At 74.6% G+C, this 16,461-nt stretch carries 13 protein-coding genes; 3 read left to right on the top strand and 10 right to left on the bottom strand.

Annotation, left to right across the window (positions count from 1 at the left end; translation table 11 throughout):
* Nucleotides 1-39: 39 nt before the first annotated feature.
* The 3 genes from ACFY2K_RS30255 to ACFY2K_RS30245 all read right to left on the bottom strand — a co-directional run bounded on the left by ACFY2K_RS30255 (nt 40) and on the right by ACFY2K_RS30245 (nt 3,734).
* The gene (locus tag ACFY2K_RS30255; protein ID WP_380586554.1) at nt 40-1,425 is read right to left on the bottom strand and encodes a DUF4419 domain-containing protein; all 1,386 of its coding nucleotides are present in this window, start codon (nt 1,423-1,425) and stop codon (nt 40-42) included.
* Nucleotides 1,422-2,522, bottom strand: coding sequence for a DUF4419 domain-containing protein (locus ACFY2K_RS30250; RefSeq protein WP_380531283.1), 1,101 nt, complete (start codon nt 2,520-2,522; stop codon nt 1,422-1,424). Before ACFY2K_RS30250 ends, ACFY2K_RS30255 begins: the two co-directional genes overlap by 4 nt.
* Nucleotides 2,523-2,648: 126 nt before the next feature.
* Nucleotides 2,649-3,734, bottom strand: a complete 1,086-nt coding sequence (locus tag ACFY2K_RS30245) for a prephenate dehydrogenase (protein ID WP_380586551.1) — start codon at nt 3,732-3,734, stop codon at nt 2,649-2,651.
* A 441-nt stretch (nt 3,735-4,175) separates the two neighbouring features.
* Between ACFY2K_RS30245 and ACFY2K_RS30240 the strand changes: the two genes are divergently transcribed.
* From ACFY2K_RS30240 to ACFY2K_RS30230, 3 genes are read left to right on the top strand one after another with little or no spacing between them, the layout of a single operon-like run.
* The gene (locus tag ACFY2K_RS30240) at nt 4,176-6,425 is read left to right on the top strand and encodes a DUF4139 domain-containing protein (protein WP_387715643.1); all 2,250 of its coding nucleotides are present in this window, start codon (nt 4,176-4,178) and stop codon (nt 6,423-6,425) included.
* Between the two features lie 4 nt (nt 6,426-6,429).
* Nucleotides 6,430-8,046: a DUF4139 domain-containing protein gene (locus ACFY2K_RS30235; protein WP_387715641.1), complete on the top strand. Its 1,617-nt coding sequence runs from the start codon at nt 6,430-6,432 to the stop codon at nt 8,044-8,046.
* 54 nt (nt 8,047-8,100) lie between these two features.
* Entirely contained in the window at nt 8,101-8,463 is a 363-nt protein-coding gene (locus tag ACFY2K_RS30230; protein ID WP_375887095.1) for a DUF952 domain-containing protein, read from the top strand.
* 46 nt (nt 8,464-8,509) lie between these two features.
* Here ACFY2K_RS30230 and ACFY2K_RS30225 read toward each other — a convergent pair whose 3' ends face one another.
* The 7 genes from ACFY2K_RS30225 to ald all read right to left on the bottom strand — a co-directional run bounded on the left by ACFY2K_RS30225 (nt 8,510) and on the right by ald (nt 16,405).
* The gene (locus tag ACFY2K_RS30225) at nt 8,510-9,517 is read right to left on the bottom strand and encodes a helix-turn-helix domain-containing protein (RefSeq protein ID WP_375887094.1); all 1,008 of its coding nucleotides are present in this window, start codon (nt 9,515-9,517) and stop codon (nt 8,510-8,512) included.
* Nucleotides 9,518-9,741: 224 nt separating this feature from the next.
* On the bottom strand, nt 9,742-11,145 hold the full coding sequence (locus ACFY2K_RS30220; protein WP_387715636.1) for a pseudouridine synthase: 1,404 nt from the start codon (nt 11,143-11,145) through the stop codon (nt 9,742-9,744).
* Between the two features lie 62 nt (nt 11,146-11,207).
* A complete protein-coding gene (locus ACFY2K_RS30215; protein ID WP_380408390.1) occupies nt 11,208-11,801 on the bottom strand; it encodes an SMC-Scp complex subunit ScpB in 594 nt (197 codons plus the stop codon).
* A 368-nt stretch (nt 11,802-12,169) separates the two neighbouring features.
* The gene (locus ACFY2K_RS30210; protein WP_387715633.1) at nt 12,170-13,063 is read right to left on the bottom strand and encodes a segregation and condensation protein A; all 894 of its coding nucleotides are present in this window, start codon (nt 13,061-13,063) and stop codon (nt 12,170-12,172) included.
* A 153-nt stretch (nt 13,064-13,216) separates the two neighbouring features.
* On the bottom strand, nt 13,217-13,744 hold the full coding sequence (locus ACFY2K_RS30205) for a hypothetical protein (RefSeq protein WP_387715817.1): 528 nt from the start codon (nt 13,742-13,744) through the stop codon (nt 13,217-13,219).
* A 41-nt stretch (nt 13,745-13,785) separates the two neighbouring features.
* Nucleotides 13,786-14,853, bottom strand: a complete 1,068-nt coding sequence (locus ACFY2K_RS30200; RefSeq protein ID WP_208869108.1) for a ParA family protein — start codon at nt 14,851-14,853, stop codon at nt 13,786-13,788.
* 436 nt (nt 14,854-15,289) lie between these two features.
* Nucleotides 15,290-16,405, bottom strand: coding sequence for an alanine dehydrogenase (ald, locus tag ACFY2K_RS30195; RefSeq protein WP_380408371.1), 1,116 nt, complete (start codon nt 16,403-16,405; stop codon nt 15,290-15,292).
* Nucleotides 16,406-16,461 lie beyond the last annotated feature (56 nt).

Here is a 16,461-nt window from a genome sequence, read left to right as displayed (position 1 = left end):
AAGGTTAATGGACCGCGGCCGGACCCCGTCCCGGGCCGATCACCAGTACTCCGCCCCCGCCAACGCACCCGCCAGATCCGGCCCGCGCGACCTCCCCAACTGCACCGTGCCGTCCGGCAGCGGCAAGGCGGCGTACCAATCGTCGTCGCCCGCGCACCGGACCAAGCAGAAGTGGCTGAAGCGGATGAGTGCGACCGCACCCACGGGCCCGCCCTCCCGTCTCTCGACGGTGACGCCGTCCGCCCTCACCAGCTTGGCCCACGGGGACCCGCTGACCTCCCGCACCCGCTCGACCGTCCACCCCGGCGGCAGCTGCGCCGCCGCCAGCGCCGCCTGCTCGTTCGCCGGGTCGACGGGCTCCCGCTGCACCTCCAGCACGGCGTTCCCGAGCCGGGGCCGTACGTACTCGCCGTCCCGCTCGATGCCGAGCACCCCGCCGAGGAAGGCCATCTTCCGGATCCCGGCCGGGGTCTCCCACTGGAACGGCACCTTCGACACGTGCGAGGGGAAGGCGTTCTCCCGGAACCGCCCCCGCCCGTCCCGCCAGCGGAAGTCCGTACGCGGCTCGGGCCCCGAGAGTGTCTGGGTGTGGGCGAAAAAGACGGTGATCCAGCCGGAGACGAAGTCCCCGCCGGACTCCGACTCCCACTTGTACAGCGAACGCCAGAACCCCTCGTCCGCCGGCCCGCCGGCCGCCGTCGCCGCGATCTCCGCCAGCACCGGCCGCAGCCCCGCGAACCAGGGCCCGAGCGCCTCGGGCGACCCGAACCACTCCGCCAGCTCCCCGGCCCTCGCCGCCAGCAGCGCCCAGTCCTCGGCCGTGCCTTCCAGCCGGATCCGCGGGATGCCGCACAGCGTGAGCCAGCGGAATTCGTAGTACGGGCTGACCACGTCCATCAGCGCGACCAGCACCGCGGAGACGTCGTCCGGCGTGGTGGTCGAGAAGGTCGGCTGGAACAGCTCCACCAGCTCGGGCCCGATCTCCTTCGCCAGCGGCCCCCGGACCAGCCTGATCGACCGCGCCCAGTCCGCGTCGGCGCCCAGCAGGCTGTCGTCCCTGACTTCGATGGTCCGCTTCTCACCGGGGGTGGCGCTGAACAGCCCCTCGTACTGCTGAGCGTTCAGCCGTACGTGCAGCGCGATCTCGTGCACCACCGCGTACCAGAGCACGTCCGGCGACAGGCTCAGCGGCAGGTGCTCCGCGAAGGCGGTATGGGCGGCGCGCAGCAGCAGGCTCCAGGTCGGCTCGGGCTCGCCCTCGGGCCGCCGCTCCTCCGGACTGGCCAGCAGCGTCCCGGTGCTGCGGTGCAGCAGCTCGAACTCCCCGCCGACCACCGCCGCCAGGAACCCGTCGTTCCCGGCCTCCGTCAACTCCCCCACATCGCCCGGTACTTGGCCCTCACCGAGCGGAACGTCCACGATCATCGCGACTCCCCCGTCTCCAGCACCGCGTGCCCCAGCCGGGGCCGCAGGAACTCCCCGTCCCGCTCGATCCCGAGCACCCCGCCGACCAGCACCATGGACCGCTCGACGCCCAGGAGGTCCCAGACGAACGGCACCGTGGACAGGTGCGAGGGGAAGTCGTTCACCGCGAAGGCGTCCCGGTGGTACGAGGTGCCCGCGGCCTCGCGCCAGCAGAAGGTCTGCCGCAGCCGGGGCCCGTCCGGGGTCTGGGTGTGGGCGAAGAAGGCGGTGAGCCAGCCGGTCACCAGCGGGCCGCCGGACACCGACTCCCACTTGTACAGCGAACGCCAGAAGCCCTCGTCCACCGGGCCGCCCGCCGCCGTCGCGGCGATCTGCGCCAGCACCGGGCGCAGCCCGTCGAACCACGGCACCAGCCAGTCGAAGCGCTCCGCCAGCGCGTCCACCCGGCCTGCGAGCAGCGCCCAGTCCCCGGCGGTGCCCTCCAGCCGGATCCGCGGGATGCCGCAGCGGGTCTCCCAGCGGAAGTCGTAGTAGGGGCTGACCACGTCCATCAGCGCGACCAGGGCCGAGGCCTCGTCGTCCGGCGTGGTGGTGGAGAAGGCCGGCCGGAACAGCTCGACCACCTCCGCGCCGAGGGCCGCCACCAGGGGCTCCCGGACCAGCCGGACCGACCGGGCCCAGTCGGCGCCCCCGCCCAGCAGCGAGTCGTCCCGCACCACGAGCGCCCGCGAGCGGTCCGCCGCGCCGAACAGCGCCCGGTAGCGCGGCGGGTACATCCGTACGTGCACCGCGACCTCGTGCACCACCGCGTACCAGAGCACGTCCGGCGACAGGCTCAGCGGCAGGTGGTCGGCGAAGGCCGTGTGGGCGGCGCGCAGCAGCAGGCTCCAGGTCGGCTCGGGCTCGCCGGGCTCCGGTGCGGAGAACTCCGGCCGGACCGGCTGCGGCCGGGGCCGCTCGACCATCGCCGCCACGCTGCGGTGACGGACCAGGAAGTCCCCGCCCACCACCGCCCGCAGGAAGCGCTCGTTCCCGAGGTCCACCGGCTCGCCCGCGAACCCGTGCCGGGTCTCCCCCAGCGGCAACTCGATGATCACGCCCACTCCCCCTCCCCGCCCGCTCCCCCGTACCACCCCGACCCGAACCACCAGGCCCCGGACACGGCCCCGACCCGAACAGCGCCCCGCCCGGACACCGCCCCACCCGGACACCGCCCGGGAGCGTCAGTCCCGGACGCTCCACCCGCTCGCGCGCAGCGCCGCCGTGAGCCGCTTGACCGCCGTCGGCGCCACCGACAGCTGGACGAAGCCGACCTGCTGCCCGTCCGAGTGCTCGATCAGGACGTCCTCGATGTTGACCCCGGCCTCGCCGACCTCCCCGAACAGCCGGCCCAGCTCGCCCGGCTGGTCGCCGAGGACGACCGCGACGGTCTCGTACCGGGTGGGCGGGGCGCCGTGCTTGCCGGGGATGCGGGCCTGGCCGGTGTTGCCGCGCCGCATGACCGCCTCGATGCCCTCGGCACCGGAGCGGCGCATACCCTCCTCCTCGGCCTCCAGGGCACGCAGCGCGGTGACGGTCTCGCCGAGGTCGTTGGCGACCTCGGCGAGCACGTCGGCGACCGCGCCCGCGTTGGCCGACAGGATGTCGACCCACATCCCGGGGTTCGAGGCGGCGATCCGGGTCACGTCGCGCACGCCCTGGCCGGAGAGCCTTATGGCCGTCTCGTCGGCGTGCTCCAGCCGGGCCGCGACCAGCGAGGAGACCAGCTGCGGGGCGTGCGAGACCAGGGCCACGGCCCGGTCGTGGGCCTCGGCGTCCATCACGATCGGCACCGCGCCGCACAGCGCGACCAGCTCCAGCGCGGCGTTGAGCGTGTCGGTGTCGGTGTCGGCGGTCGGGGTGAGCACCCAGGGGCGGCCCTCGAACAGGTCGGCGCGGGCGGCCAGCGGGCCGGAGCGCTCGCGGCCGGCCATCGGGTGGCTGCCGATGTAGTGGACGGTGTCCAGGCCCAGCGTGGCGATCTCGCTGCCCGGGCCGGACTTCACGCTGGCCACGTCGGTGTACCAGTGCGCCAGGTTGCGGCGCTGGCAGTCCGCGAGGACCTTGCCGACCAGGGCCGGCGGGACGGCGATGATCGCCAGGTCGACCGGGCCCTCGGCCGGTTCGGTGATGCCGGCGCCGAGCGACTCGGCGGTGCGGGCGGCGTCCGGGTCCGCGTCCTCCAGATGGACGGTCAGCCCGCGTGCGGCCAGGGCCAGGGCTGCGGAGGTGCCGATCAGTCCGGTGCCGACGACGACGGCAGTGCGCATGGCGGGTGGCTCTCCTCGATCACGGTTTCTCGACGGGACGGTTCACACGGGCGGTGCTCGACGAACGGGCGGTGCTCAGCGGGTGCCGGAGGGCGCGACGAAGTACCGGAGCCGACCGGGCGCGCCCGCGCCCCATCCTCCCACCCGACGCCCCCCGCCGACCCCCGACCCCGCCAACCGTCACGCCCCGGCAACCAACGCCCCCGCTGACCGCCACGCCCCGGCAACCGCCACCCACCCGGCAACCACCGCGCCCCGCGCCCCGTCCCACCCAGTGCACACGCCGTGCCCCGGGAAATCCGGCGACGCCCGGCCCCCGGCGGGGCAGACTGGCCGCCCGGGGGACAGGCGGGGCGAGCCGCGGCACACCGGTCCACGGGACCACCGGGCCACGGGACTCCCGGGCCTCGGGACCACCGGACGCGAACGAAGGGGATGCGCATGGACGATCGACACAGCAGCCACACCGGGCCGTCGAAACGGCCGGCCGTACCGGCCCACCCGTCGGCCCTCGACTCCGTCGTGGTGTACGCCGAGGGCGCGGTGTGCCGGCGCCGGGCCACCGTCCCCCTCCCCCCGGACGGACGGCTGCGGCTGACCGGCCTGCCCGACTCGCTGCGCGCCGATTCGCTGCGCGCCCGGGTGCTGTCCGGACCGGCCGGCACCACGGTGGTCGAGGCCCGCCTCGAAACGCTCGCCGAGCTCCACGAGCCCGATGAACTCCCGCAGATGCAGCGCGAGTTGGACGAGGCCATGGAACACCAGGGCGCCCTGAACGAGCGCCACCGGCTGGTCCTGGCCGCGATCGCCGAGACCGCCGCGCTGCGCGCCGTCCCGCCCCAGCGCCGCCCCGACGAGCCGCTGCGCCGCACCCCGGCGGACGCCTGGCTGGAGCTCGCCGACTTCGTCGACGAACGGCTGGCCCGGCTCCAGGAGCGCTCCGAGCAGCTCACCCGGGAGATCGAACTCGCGGACCACGAGCGCCAGTTGGCCGCCGACCGGCTGGACCGCGCGTCCACCGCCGACCGCACCGAGCCGGTCGGCACCACCAGAACCGTCCTGCTCACCCTCACCACCGGCACCCCCGACGCCAACGCCCCCGAAACCGCCTCCGAAACCACCGCCCCCGACCGGATCGAACTGGAGCTGGAGCTGGAGTACGGCGTCCCCACCGCCCGCTGGGTGCCCGCCTACCGGCTCAGCCACCGCACCGGTGCCGACACCGCCCAGCTGGTCCTGCGCGCCGCCGTCGCCCAGCACACCGGCGAGGACTGGACGGGCGTCCGGCTCGCCCTGTCCACCGCCGACCTCGACCGCCGCACCGACCTCCCCCGACTCGCCTCCCTCCGGATCGGGCGCAGCCAGCCCGCCCCGCCGCCCTCCGGCTGGCGCGAGCCCCCGGCCGGCCTGTCCGAGCTCTTCACCGGCTACGACGCGGCCACGGCCGACCGCCCCGCCCGCCGCCCTCGCCGCCGCAACGTCCCGCTCCCGGTCCCGCCCGGCGCACCCGGGCCCGGCCGCCGCTTCTCGGCCCGGCGCGGCGGCGCCCGCCCGGCCGGGCCCCGCGCCGAGTTCCTCGCGGACGAGGCGGCGCCCGCCGGCCCGTCCGGCGGCGGAATGCTCAGCGTCCCGGAGCCGCCCTCCGCCCCGGCGTTCTCCGCCCCCGCCCCCGTGCCCATGCCCCCCGTACCCCCCGCCCCCGTGGCACCCGGCTTCGCCGGCTACGGCGGCCCACCCGCCCCCGGCGCCCCGGCCCCCGCCGGGGCCCCGATGCCGCAGGCCTTCGGCGGCGCCCCGCCGGCCGAGGCCCTCCGCTCCGCGCGCCGCCGCGGCGCGACCCCACCGCCCGACACCGGCTTCGTCCCGGCGGCCGACCTGCTCGACTACCCCGACCTCCAGCTGGCCGGCCCCGACGCCCCCGCCGACCGCCGCGGCACCCTGCGCCCCGACCCGGCCCGGCTCGAACACGAAACCTGGCAGCAGATCCACCCGGGCATCCGCCTGACCGGCCTCGCCCTCCCCCGCCACGCCGTCCCGCCCCGCGTCTCGGCCGGCTCCTTCGACCACCGCTTCGATGCCGCCGCCCCCGCCGACGTCCCCTCCGACGGCACCTGGCACACCGTCACGGTGGACGAGATCCCGCTCTCCGTCAGCCCCGAGTACGTCACCGTCCCGACCGTCGAGGAGAAGGTGTACGCGACCCTGGTGCTCGCCAACCGCACCGACCGCGCCGTGCTGGCCGGCCCGGTCGAGGTCACCGTGGACGACGAGTTCCTGCTCACCGCCGCCCTGCCGACCCTCGCCCCGGGCGGCACCCGGAGCCTGGGCATCGGCGTCACCGAGAGCGTCGAGGTGGCGCGCCGCACCGAGCTGCGCGAGTCCGCCACCGGCATGCTGAAGGGCAACAGCACCGTGCTCGACCACCGGGTGCACGTCCACCTGGCGAACCGCCTCGGCCGCCCCGTCACGGTCGAGGTCCGCGAGCGCGTGCCGGTCGCCTCGGACACCGAGATCCGGATCGAGGAGCGAGCGGACTGGCAGGCCCCGGCCGTCCCCACCCCGGAGTGCCCGGTCGGCACCCGGCTCTGGCGGGTCGAGCTGGCGCCGGGTGGCCGCACCGAGCTGGACGGCGGCTACCAGATCAAGATCCCGGCCGGAAAGGCCATCGTCGGCGGAAACCGGAGGAACTGACCAGATGACCGAAGAGACCGTTCCCCTCCCCCTCCCAGCTGCCCTCCCCGTTCCCACCGCCCCCGTTCCCCCCTCTCTCCCCGTCACCGCCGCCCTCCCCGTCACCGCCGTCACCTGTCTGGAGGACCGGGCCCAGGTCGAGCGCTCGGTGACCGTCCGACTCACCGCGGGCGTCCAGCGGCTGCGGCTGGGCCCGCTCACCGCCCTCGCCGTGGACCGCACCCTGCGCGCCGAGTCCGCCACCCCCGGCACCCGGGTGCTGGAGGCCCGGCTGGTGCGCTCCTGGTCCCCGCGCGCGCCGCTGCCGCCCGGCCCGGCGGACTCCGCGCTGCGCCACCGCCTGCACGGGCTGGAGGCCGAGTACCGCCTCGCGGACCGGACCCGCGCCCGACTGGAGGCCCGGCTCGCCCTGCTCGCCCAGCTGACCGCGGACCTGCTGCGCGAGGTCGGCGAGGGCGCCGGCGTCGGCGAGATCGAGCGCACCCGCTGGGCCCGCGAGCTGGACCGGGTGGACGCCGAGCGCGAGCGCCACGGCGAGGAGCTGCGCGCGACCCGTTCCCGGCTGCGCCGCCTGGACGAGGAGCGCTCCCAGGCCCTGCTGGCCCTGGACGAGGCCGAGGAGGAGCCCGCCGAGCTGCACGCCCACCTGGAGCTCACGGTCGAGGCCGAGCACCCCGGCCCGGCCGAGCTGACCGTCCACCACCTGGTGCCTTGCGCGCTGTGGCGCCCCTCCTACCGCGCCACGCTGGACTCCGACGGCCTGCGCCTGGAGTCGGAGGCGGTGGTCTGGCAGCGCACCGGCGAGGACTGGACCGGCGCCCGGCTGACCTTCTCCACCGCCCGCTCCGCCCTGGCCACCGACCCGCCGGTGCTCGCCGAGGACCTGCTGGTCCTGCGCGAGCGCACCGACGAGGAGCGCCGCACGGTCGAGGTCGAGCTGCGCGAGGAGGAGGTCAGCACCCTGGGCCCGGACGCCGCCGTCCCCGGCCTGGACGACGGCGGCGAGGTCCGGGTGCTGCCCGCCCCCGCCCCGGCCACCGTCCCCTCCGACGGCCGCGCCCACCGGGTCCCGCTGGGCGCCTTCACCGGCCCGGCGAGCAGCGAGTTCGCCTGCGCCCCGGAGCTGTCCCCGCTGGTCACCCGGGTGGTCCGGTTCCGCAACGCGGCCGGGCACTCGCTGCTGGCCGGCCCGGTCGAGCTGGTCCGCGGCAGCGGCTTCACCGGCCGCGGCGAGCTGCGCTTCACCGCCGCCGGCGCCGACGCCGAACTGTCCTTCGGCAGTACGGACGGCTACCGGGTGGTCCGCGAGACCGAGGAGCGCAGCGGCACCACCGCCCTGAGCGGCCGCCGGACCACCACCCGGACCGTCCGGCTGCACCTGTCCCGCTTCTCCGGCCCGGAGGAGCACGACGAGCAGCTGGTCACGGTCCGCGAGCGGGTGCCGGTCTCCGAGGTCGCCGAGGTCGAGGTGCGGCTGCGCAAGGAGGAGTGCTCCCCGGCTCCGGACGCCTTCGACGCCGAGGGCATCGTCCGCTGGGACGTCCCGCTCGGCCCGGGCGCCCGCCGCAGCCTCACCCTGGTGTACGAGGTGTCCGCCGCCGCCAAGGTGGCCGGGCTGTGACGCCGGAGGCCCCGTGACGACCGCTCAGGACCGGAAAGCGGGTACAAAAGGAACATGATCCTCCATCTCGCCCCCCTGGACGACTGGCTGTCCGACCCCGGCCGCCCGTACGCCACCGCGTCGCTGCTCACCGACGGGTTCATCCACTGCTCGGCGGACGAGCGGACGGCGCTCGCGGTGGCCAACTCCTTCTTCGCCGACACCCCGGACCCGCTGATGGTGCTGCTGATCGAGGAGGCACTGGTGGAGCCGATGGTCAAGTGGGAGGCCGCCCACGGCGCCCCGCCGCCCGGCGCCACCCCCGGCGTGCTGTTCCCGCACATCTACGGGCGGCTGAACCGGTCCGCCGTGGTCGGGCTGGAGAAGGTCGACCGCGGCCCGGACGGCCACTGGGCCTCGCTCAGCCCCTGGAGCTGAGCGGCCGACCCGCCCCACAGCCACCCCGGATCACAGCCGACCCGCCTCACAGCCACCCCCGCTCCCGGGCCGCCATCCCGGCCTGGAAGCGGGTGGTGGCGCCCAGCGAGCGCATCAGGGCCTGCAACCGCCGCTGGGTGGTCCGGGCGCTCCAGCCCAGCGAACGGGCGATCGACTCGTCGGTCAGCCCGGCGGCCAGCAGCCCCAGCAGCTTGCGGTGGTCGGCGTCCGGCTCCGGCGAGGCGTCCCCGGTGCCGATCGCGGCCTGCAACTGCACGGCCCGCTCCCACTCGGCCTCGAACAGCGTGTCCAGTGCCTGGAGCAGCGCCGAGGGGTGGATCACGTAGGCCGCGTCCAGCACGCTGTCGCCGACGCTGATCGGGATGATCGCCATCCGGTCGTCCGAGATGATCATCTTCATCGGCAGCGTCGGCCGCACCCGCGCCTCCTCACCGTCCGCGACGCCGACCAGGATGTTCCGCTCCAGGCGGCCGGGCCAGGCCACCGCCTCCCGGTCGTAGATCGTCCGGAACCGCAGGCCCTCCCGCAGCCGCCGCCGCTGCAACGGCATCGCCGAAACCGGGTCCTGGATGTACGGCGGGCGGTCGAAGCCGCGGACCTGGTACTGGCTGCTCCCGGTGATGTGCTCCAGCCGCTGGGCGATCGCCTCGCCGCCGGTCAGCACCTCCACCGAGTGCGCCGGGTCGGTGTACCGCGAGGCCTCCCGGAAGGCGTCCATCAGCCGGTGCATCTCGGCCCGGGCGCTGCGCAGCTCGGACTCCCGGTGGCCGATCAGGGTCCCTATCGCCACGTCCGGGGCGACCGGCAGGTAGCGCTCCCGGTCCACCGGGGCCCGGGTGGCCATCCCCTGCTGCGCCAACCGGTCCAGCGCGCGCACGCCCTGCTGGAGCGTCAGGCCGCAGCTCTCGGCCAGCTCCTCCGCCGTGGACTGCGGGTTGGCGACCAGTGCCGCGTACACCTGCCCGTCCGGCTCGGCCAGTCCCAACGGGCCGAGCGCGTGTCCGGCGGACCGCCCCAGTGCTGCATCGGACACGACGCCGTCTCCCCCTGCTCGCTCCGGAACACCCCTCCGGCCGCCCGTACTGGCGCGGTCCCGCCACGCGGCGGGGCGGTGGTCCGGTGGCCATCCTCGGCCACGGATCATGGCGCTGACAAGGCCGTGACCAGCGGTTGCGTCCCGGCTCACACACGTCGGAGGGTCCCCCGCCACCACGGGCGGGGGACCCTCCGACGAACGACGGCCGTACGGCCGGGGTCCTACAGGCCGACCTCGCGCATCAGCTGGCCGACCTCGGGGTTGGTCAGGCGGCGCAGCCAGCCCGACTTCTGGTCGCCCAGGGCGATCGGACCGAAGTGGGTGCGCACCAGCTTCTCGACCGGGAAGCCGACCTCGGACAGCATCCGGCGGACGATGTGCTTGCGACCCTCGTGCAGGGTCACCTCGACCAGGTAGTTCTTGCCGACGTTGGAGATCACCTTGAAGCTGTCGGCGCGCGCGTAGCCGTCCTCCAGCTCCACGCCCTTGGCCAGCTGCTTGCCCAGGTCACGCGGGATCGGGCCCTGGATGGCGGCCAGGTAGGTCTTGGTCACGCCGTACTTCGGGTGGGTGAGGCGGTGGGCCAGCTCGCCGTGGTTGGTGAGCAGGATGATGCCCTCGGTCTCGGTGTCCAGCCGGCCGACGTGGAACAGCCGGGTCTCCCGGTTGGTCACGTAGTCGCCCAGGCACTGGCGGCCGTCCGGGTCCTCCATGGTGGAGACCACACCGGCCGGCTTGTTGAGCGCGAAGAACAGGTAGGACTGGGTGGCGACGGTCAGGCCGTCGACCTTGATCTCGTCCTTCTCCGGGTCGACCCGCTTGCCCTGCTCGGTGACCTGCTTGCCGTTGACCGAGACCCGACCCTGCTCGATCAGCTCCTCGCAGGCGCGCCGACTGCCGACGCCGGCCCGGGCCAGCACCTTCTGCAGGCGCTCACCCTCGGGCTCGCCGAAGGTCTTGGGCAGCTTGACGGCCGGCTTGTCGTGCCGGGCCAGCACGGCGTCCTCGATCCTGGCCTGGAGCTCGCGCGAGCGCTGCGGCTGGCGGCGCGGGTCGCCCGGGGCGCCCTGGCCCTCCCGGCGCGGGCGCGGAGCCGGGCCGGGACGCCGGCCGGTGAAGCCGCCGCGGGCCGGGGTGGCGTTCGGGCCGCCACCGAACTCGGGGCGGTCGTACTTGCGCTCCTCGGGCCGCAGCGGGCGGTCCGGGAAGCGGCGGTCGTCACGCCGGTCGTCGCGCCGGTCGTCCCGACGGCCGCCGTCGCGCCCGTAGGAACCGCCGCGCGAGCCCGAACCCGCACCCGAACCGCCGCCGTACGAGCCGCCGCCGCGCGAACCCGAACCCGAGCCGCCGCCGTACGAACCGCCGCGCGAACCCGAACCGGAACCCGAGCCGCCACCGTACGAGCCACCGCCGTACGAACCGCCGCGCGAACCCGAACCGGAACCCGAGCCGCCACCGTACGAGCCACCGCCGTACGAACCGCCGCGCGAACCCGAGCCCGAGCCCGAGCCCGAACCGCCGCGACCGCCGCCGCTGCCGCCGTAGGAGCCGCCCCGACCCCCGCCCTGTCCGCCGCGACCGCTACCGCCGCCGCTGCCGTTCCTGCCGTTGCCACTGCTACGCATCAAAGTGTCCGTACGTCGTTCCGTCTGGGATGTGCGGTCGTCTCGGCCGACCTCACCTCCCCCTACCGATCAGGCGTTGCCCGATCGGCCTCGCCACTGCCGTCCGCGGCCTGCGCGGCAGCGGCGGAGACCGCCTCCGCGATCATCGTGCCCTCCAGGGACTCCGCTTCCACGTCGTCGACCTCGGGCAGGAAGGGAGCGAGCTCCGGCAGCTCGTCCAAGCCGCGGAGCCCCATCCGTTCCAGGAAGTAGTTCGTCGTCCGATACAGGATCGCACCTGTTTCGGGCTCGGATCCGGCCTCTTCCGCCAGTCCTCGCTGTACCAGGGTACGCATCACGCCGTCACAGTTCACACCGCGGACGGCGGAAACCCGTGATCTGGACACCGGCTGCCGGTAGGCGACCACCGCCAGGGTCTCCAGCGCGGCCTGGCTGAGCCGAGCCTGCTGGCCGTCCAGCAGGAAGCGGTCGACCGCCTCTGCGCAGGTCTCCCGGCTGTAGAACCGCCAGCCGCCGGCCACCAGCCGCAGGTCGAAGCCGCGCCCCTGGGCGGTGTACTCGGCGGCCAGGCCGCGCAGCGCAGCGCCCACCTCGGCCCGCGACCTTTCCAGCACCCCGGCCAGCCGCTCCTCGCCGACCGGCTCGTCGACGACCATCAGGATCGCCTCCAGCTCGGCCCGCAGCCCCGGCCCGACCGCTCCGGGCCCCAACGGATCCGTTCCGACCGCCTCCGCGCCGGTCGGCTCCGTTCCGGTCGGCTCCGTTCCAGTCGACTCCGTCGCACCGGAAGTCGGCGGGCCCGACTTCTGGTGCACCACCCGGGGCCCGCCGTCCCCCGACTCCGCGGCGGCACCCGGCGGCGCCACCGGGGCTTCCTGAGCTGCCTGCGCCACCGGAGCCGCCACCGGCTCCGGCAGCAGCTCGAAGGCCGGCTCCAGCCACTCCTCCGCCCGCGGCTGCCCCGGCAGCCCGAGCGGGCGCCGCACCGGCCTCCCGACGCCCTTCCCGACGCCCTCGCCACCACTCATCGCCGCCCGTCCTCCTCCTCGGCCCGCTCCGCACCGTCGGCGAGCCGGTCGAACTCGTCCGTCACCTCGACCGGCCCCCGGCCCTCCTCGGCCACCCAGCGCACCCGCAGCTCCCCGAGCGCCTCCGGCTGCTCGAAGTCCAGCGCCCGCTCCCGGTACAGCTCCAACAGCGCCAGGAACCGGGCGACCACCACCAGGGTGTCCGGCGCGTCCGCGACCAGCTGCTGGAAGGAGGCCTCGCCGAGCTCGGTGAGCAGCCCGACCACCAGCGCCGCCTGCTCGCGCACGCTGACCGGCGGGGCGTGGATGTGGTCCACGTACACCACCGGCTCGGGCTTGGGCTCCATCGCCTTGGCCGCCAGCTGGGCGAGCCGCTCCGCGCCGACGGTGATGACCACCTCGGGCAGCAGCTCCGCGTGCCGGGGCTCCAGCCCGACGGCCCGGGGGCGGCGCAGCAGCTCGGCCGCCCAGCGCTCGCCGAACAGCGCGGCCGCCCGCTTGTACGCCCGGTACTGCAACAGCCGTGCGAACAGCAGGTCACGCGCCTCCAGCAGGGCGAGGTCCGCCTCGTCCTCGACCTCGGCCACCGGCAGCAGCCGGGCGGCCTTGAGGTCGAGCAGGGTGGCGGCCACCACCAGGAACTCGGTCGCCGCGTCCAGGTCCCAGTCCGGGCCCATCGCCCGGATGTGCGCCAGGAACTCGTCCGTCACGGTGGCCAGGGCCACCTCGGTGACGTCCAGCTTGTGCTTGGCGATCAGGCCGAGCAGCAGGTCGAAGGGGCCCTCGAAGTTGTCCAGCCGTACCCGGAAGCCGCCCCGGGGCTCCTCCTCGGTGGCCTTCACGACGGTGGCGTTCACGGCGCTGGCAGCTGGTTCGACGGTGCTCGGCATGGCGGTCCATCTTCACCCGCCCGCACCGGCCGTCCGGCCACGGGCCCGGCGACACGCCGCCGACCGGCCCGCCACGGACCCGCGGCACGCCGCCACCGGCGGCCGGGGCAGGCCCGACGGACGGGCCCGGGAAACAGACCTGGGCAACAGGCCCTAGCGGCCGCGCAGCCGCCGGACCAGGATCGAGGCCTCGCCGCGCTGCTCCAGGTCCGCCAGGACGACCGCGATCGCCTCCCGGACGATCCGCCCGCGGTCCACAGCCAGGCCGTGCTCGCCGCGCAGCACCAGCCGGGTGTGCTCCAGGTCCATGAGCTCCTCGGCGGACACGTACACGGTGATCTTCTCGTCGTGCCGCTCGCGCCCGCTCGGGCGGCGCGGCGCGCGGCTGCGCGGCCGGGCGCGTCCGGCGGCGCCGGCCTGCTCCTCGGCGGCGCCGGCGTGGGAGCGGCCCGCCGGCGCGGGGGCGGCGCCCTGGCCCCCGGCGGCCCGCTGGACGGGCGGCTGGCCGGGCGGCGGCACCGCGGCGCCCTGGTGCTGCTCCTGGGGCGCCTGCCGGTCGTCCTGGGCCCCCTGGGCGGCCTCGGTGCCCTCGGCGCCCTCCGTGCCGTTGACGGTCCGCGCGGTCTCCGGTCTGGATGCCTCGGCGGCCGGACGCGGGGCGAGGGACGGCGACAGCGCCATCCCGCCGGTGGTCCGGAACAGCTCGTCGGCACCCGGGAGACTCACTCGGCGGGGCGGCACCGGTCGAGCACCTCCCTGGCGAGCTGGCGGTAGGCGGCGGCCCCGACCGAGTTGGTGGCGTAGGTCGTGATCGGTTCGCCGGCGACGGTGGTCTCCGGGAAGCGCACGGTCCGCCCGATGACGGTGTGGAAGACGTGCTCGCCGAACGCCTCGACGACCCGCGCCAGCACCTCGCGGCTGTGCACGGTGCGCGAGTCGTACATGGTCGCGAGGATGCCGTCCAGGCGCAGCTCGGGGTTGAGCCGCTCGCACACCTTCTCGATGGTCTCGGTCAGCAGCGCGACCCCGCGCAGTGCGAAGAACTCGCACTCCAGCGGGACGATCACGCTGTGAGCGGCCGTCAGCGCATTGACCGTCAGCAGGCCCAGCGAGGGCTGGCAGTCGATGATGACGAAGTCGTAGTCCGGCAGCAGCGGCTTGAGGGCGCGCGCCAGCGCGGACTCCCGGGCCACCTCGCTGACCAGCTGCACCTCGGCGGCGGAGAGGTCGATGTTGGAGGGCAGCAGGTCCATGCCCGGGACGGCGGTCTTGAGCAGCACCTCATCGGCCGTCAGGCCCCGCTCCATGAGCAGGTTGTAGACGGTGACGTCGAGCTCCATCGGGTTGACGCCGAGGCCGACCGAGAGCGCGCCCTGCGGGTCGAAGTCGACGAGCAGCACCCGGCGGCCGTACTCGGCCAGCGCCGCGCCCAGGTTGATGGTCGACGTGGTCTTGCCGACGCCGCCCTTCTGGTTGCACATGGCGATGATCTGGGCGGGTCCGTGCTCGGCGACCGGCGCGGGGATCGGGAAGTACGGCAGCGGGCGGCCGGTCGGGCCGACCCGCTCGCGGCGCTGGCGCGCGGCGTCGGGGGCCAGCGTGGCCGCGTACTCCGGGTCCGGCTCGTACTCGGCGTCCGGGTCGTCGTAGGCGCCGTAGGCGAACTCGCCGTAGGCCAGGCCGTAGGCCGCCAAGTCGGCGTCGTGATCGGTCACCGTGGTCACCTGCGCTGTGTTCTGGCGTGCTTCGAAGGTACGGAGTGCGACCGAGCCGACCTCGGCCGAGCCCACGGATGCCTGCCGGGCCCCGGGCTCCTCACTCGGCTGGCCGGCGGTGAGCTCCGCCAGTCCTGGCTGACCACCCCCGGGAGCAATTGTCGACTCATTCACAAGTCGTCTTACCTCCTTGGGGATCCAGGACTCTATGTCGATTCGTCAGCGTGGCAGCATGCCGACGGTTTGCGACTCTAGGCCGTTCAAGGCGTTCGCAGCAACACAATCCACGGTAGTGGGCACGATGTGTCGACTATCGGGCGGGCTGCTGTCAAGGGATGAGCAGGCCCATGACCCTAACGTTTCTGCGGGACGCCGAGGGTCGGGTGACACCACCGACGGAAATTGACGACAGAGCGACCCGCCCGGTCCACCCGCTGTTCACGGGCACGGCGAAGCCCCCGACCCGAGGGCATCGGGTCGGGGGCGAACGACCGCCGTGCGGTCAGGGAGTTCAGGCGAGCACGCTCTCCAGCGTGACCGACTCCAGGCCGAAGGCCTCGGCCACGGCCGGGAAGGTGATCTGGCCCTCGTGGACGTTCAGGCCCTTGGCGAGCGCGGCGTCACGACGCAGCGCCTCCTTCCAGCCCCGGTTGGCCAGCTCCAGCACGTACGGCAGGGTGGCGTTGGTCAGCGCGTAGGTGGAGGTGTTCGGGACGGCGCCCGGCATGTTGGCCACGCAGTAGAAGACCGAGTTGTGGACCTGGAAGGTCGGGTCGTCGTGCGTGGTGGGGTGCGAGTCCTCGAAGCAGCCGCCCTGGTCGATGGCGATGTCGACGAGCACGGAGCCCGGCTTCATCCGGGAGACCAGCTCGTTGGTGACCAGCTTCGGGGCCTTGGCGCCCGGGATCAGCACGGCGCCGATGACCAGGTCGGCGTCCAGGACGGCCTTCTCCAGCTCGAAGGAGTTGGACATGATGGCCTTGATCTTGGTGCCGAAGATCCGGTCGGCCTCACGCAGCTTGTTGATGTCGCGGTCCAGCAGGGTCACGTCGTAGCCCATGCCGATGGCGATGGTGGCCGCGTGCCAGCCGGAGACGCCACCGCCGATGACGACGGCCTTGGCCGGGTGGGTGCCGGGCACGCCGCCGGGCAGCACGCCGCGGCCGCCGGCCGGGCGCATCAGGTGGTACGAGCCGACCTGCGGGGCCAGCCGGCCCGCGACCTCGGACATCGGGGCGAGCAGCGGCAGCGCGCCGTTGCCCAGCTGGACGGTCTCGTACGCGATCGCGGTGGTGCCGGAGGCGACCAGCGCGTCGGTGCCGGCCCGGTCGGCCGCGAGGTGCAGGTACGTGAAGACGGTCTGGCCCTTGCGCAGCCGGTGGTACTCGGAGGCGATGGGCTCCTTGACCTTCAGCAGCAGGTCGGCCGTGGCCCACACCTCGTCGGCGGTGGGGAGGATGGTGGCGCCGGCGGCCACGTACTCCTCGTTGGGGATCGAGGAGCCGAGACCGGCGTTGTCCTCGATGTAGACCTCGTGGCCGTTGCGGACCAGCTCATGCACGCCGGCGGGCGTGATGGCCACGCGGTACTCGTGGTTCTTGACCTCGCGGGGGATGCCGACCTTCACGACTGAACACGTCCTCTTGCCATGGGGGTCCCGACCGGAGAAGACCGGTGGGCGAC

The sequence above is a fragment of the Kitasatospora sp. NPDC001309 genome, from assembly GCF_042896295.1.
Classification (GTDB): domain Bacteria; phylum Actinomycetota; class Actinomycetes; order Streptomycetales; family Streptomycetaceae; genus Kitasatospora.
This window is presented reverse-complemented; position numbering and strand designations above follow the sequence as displayed.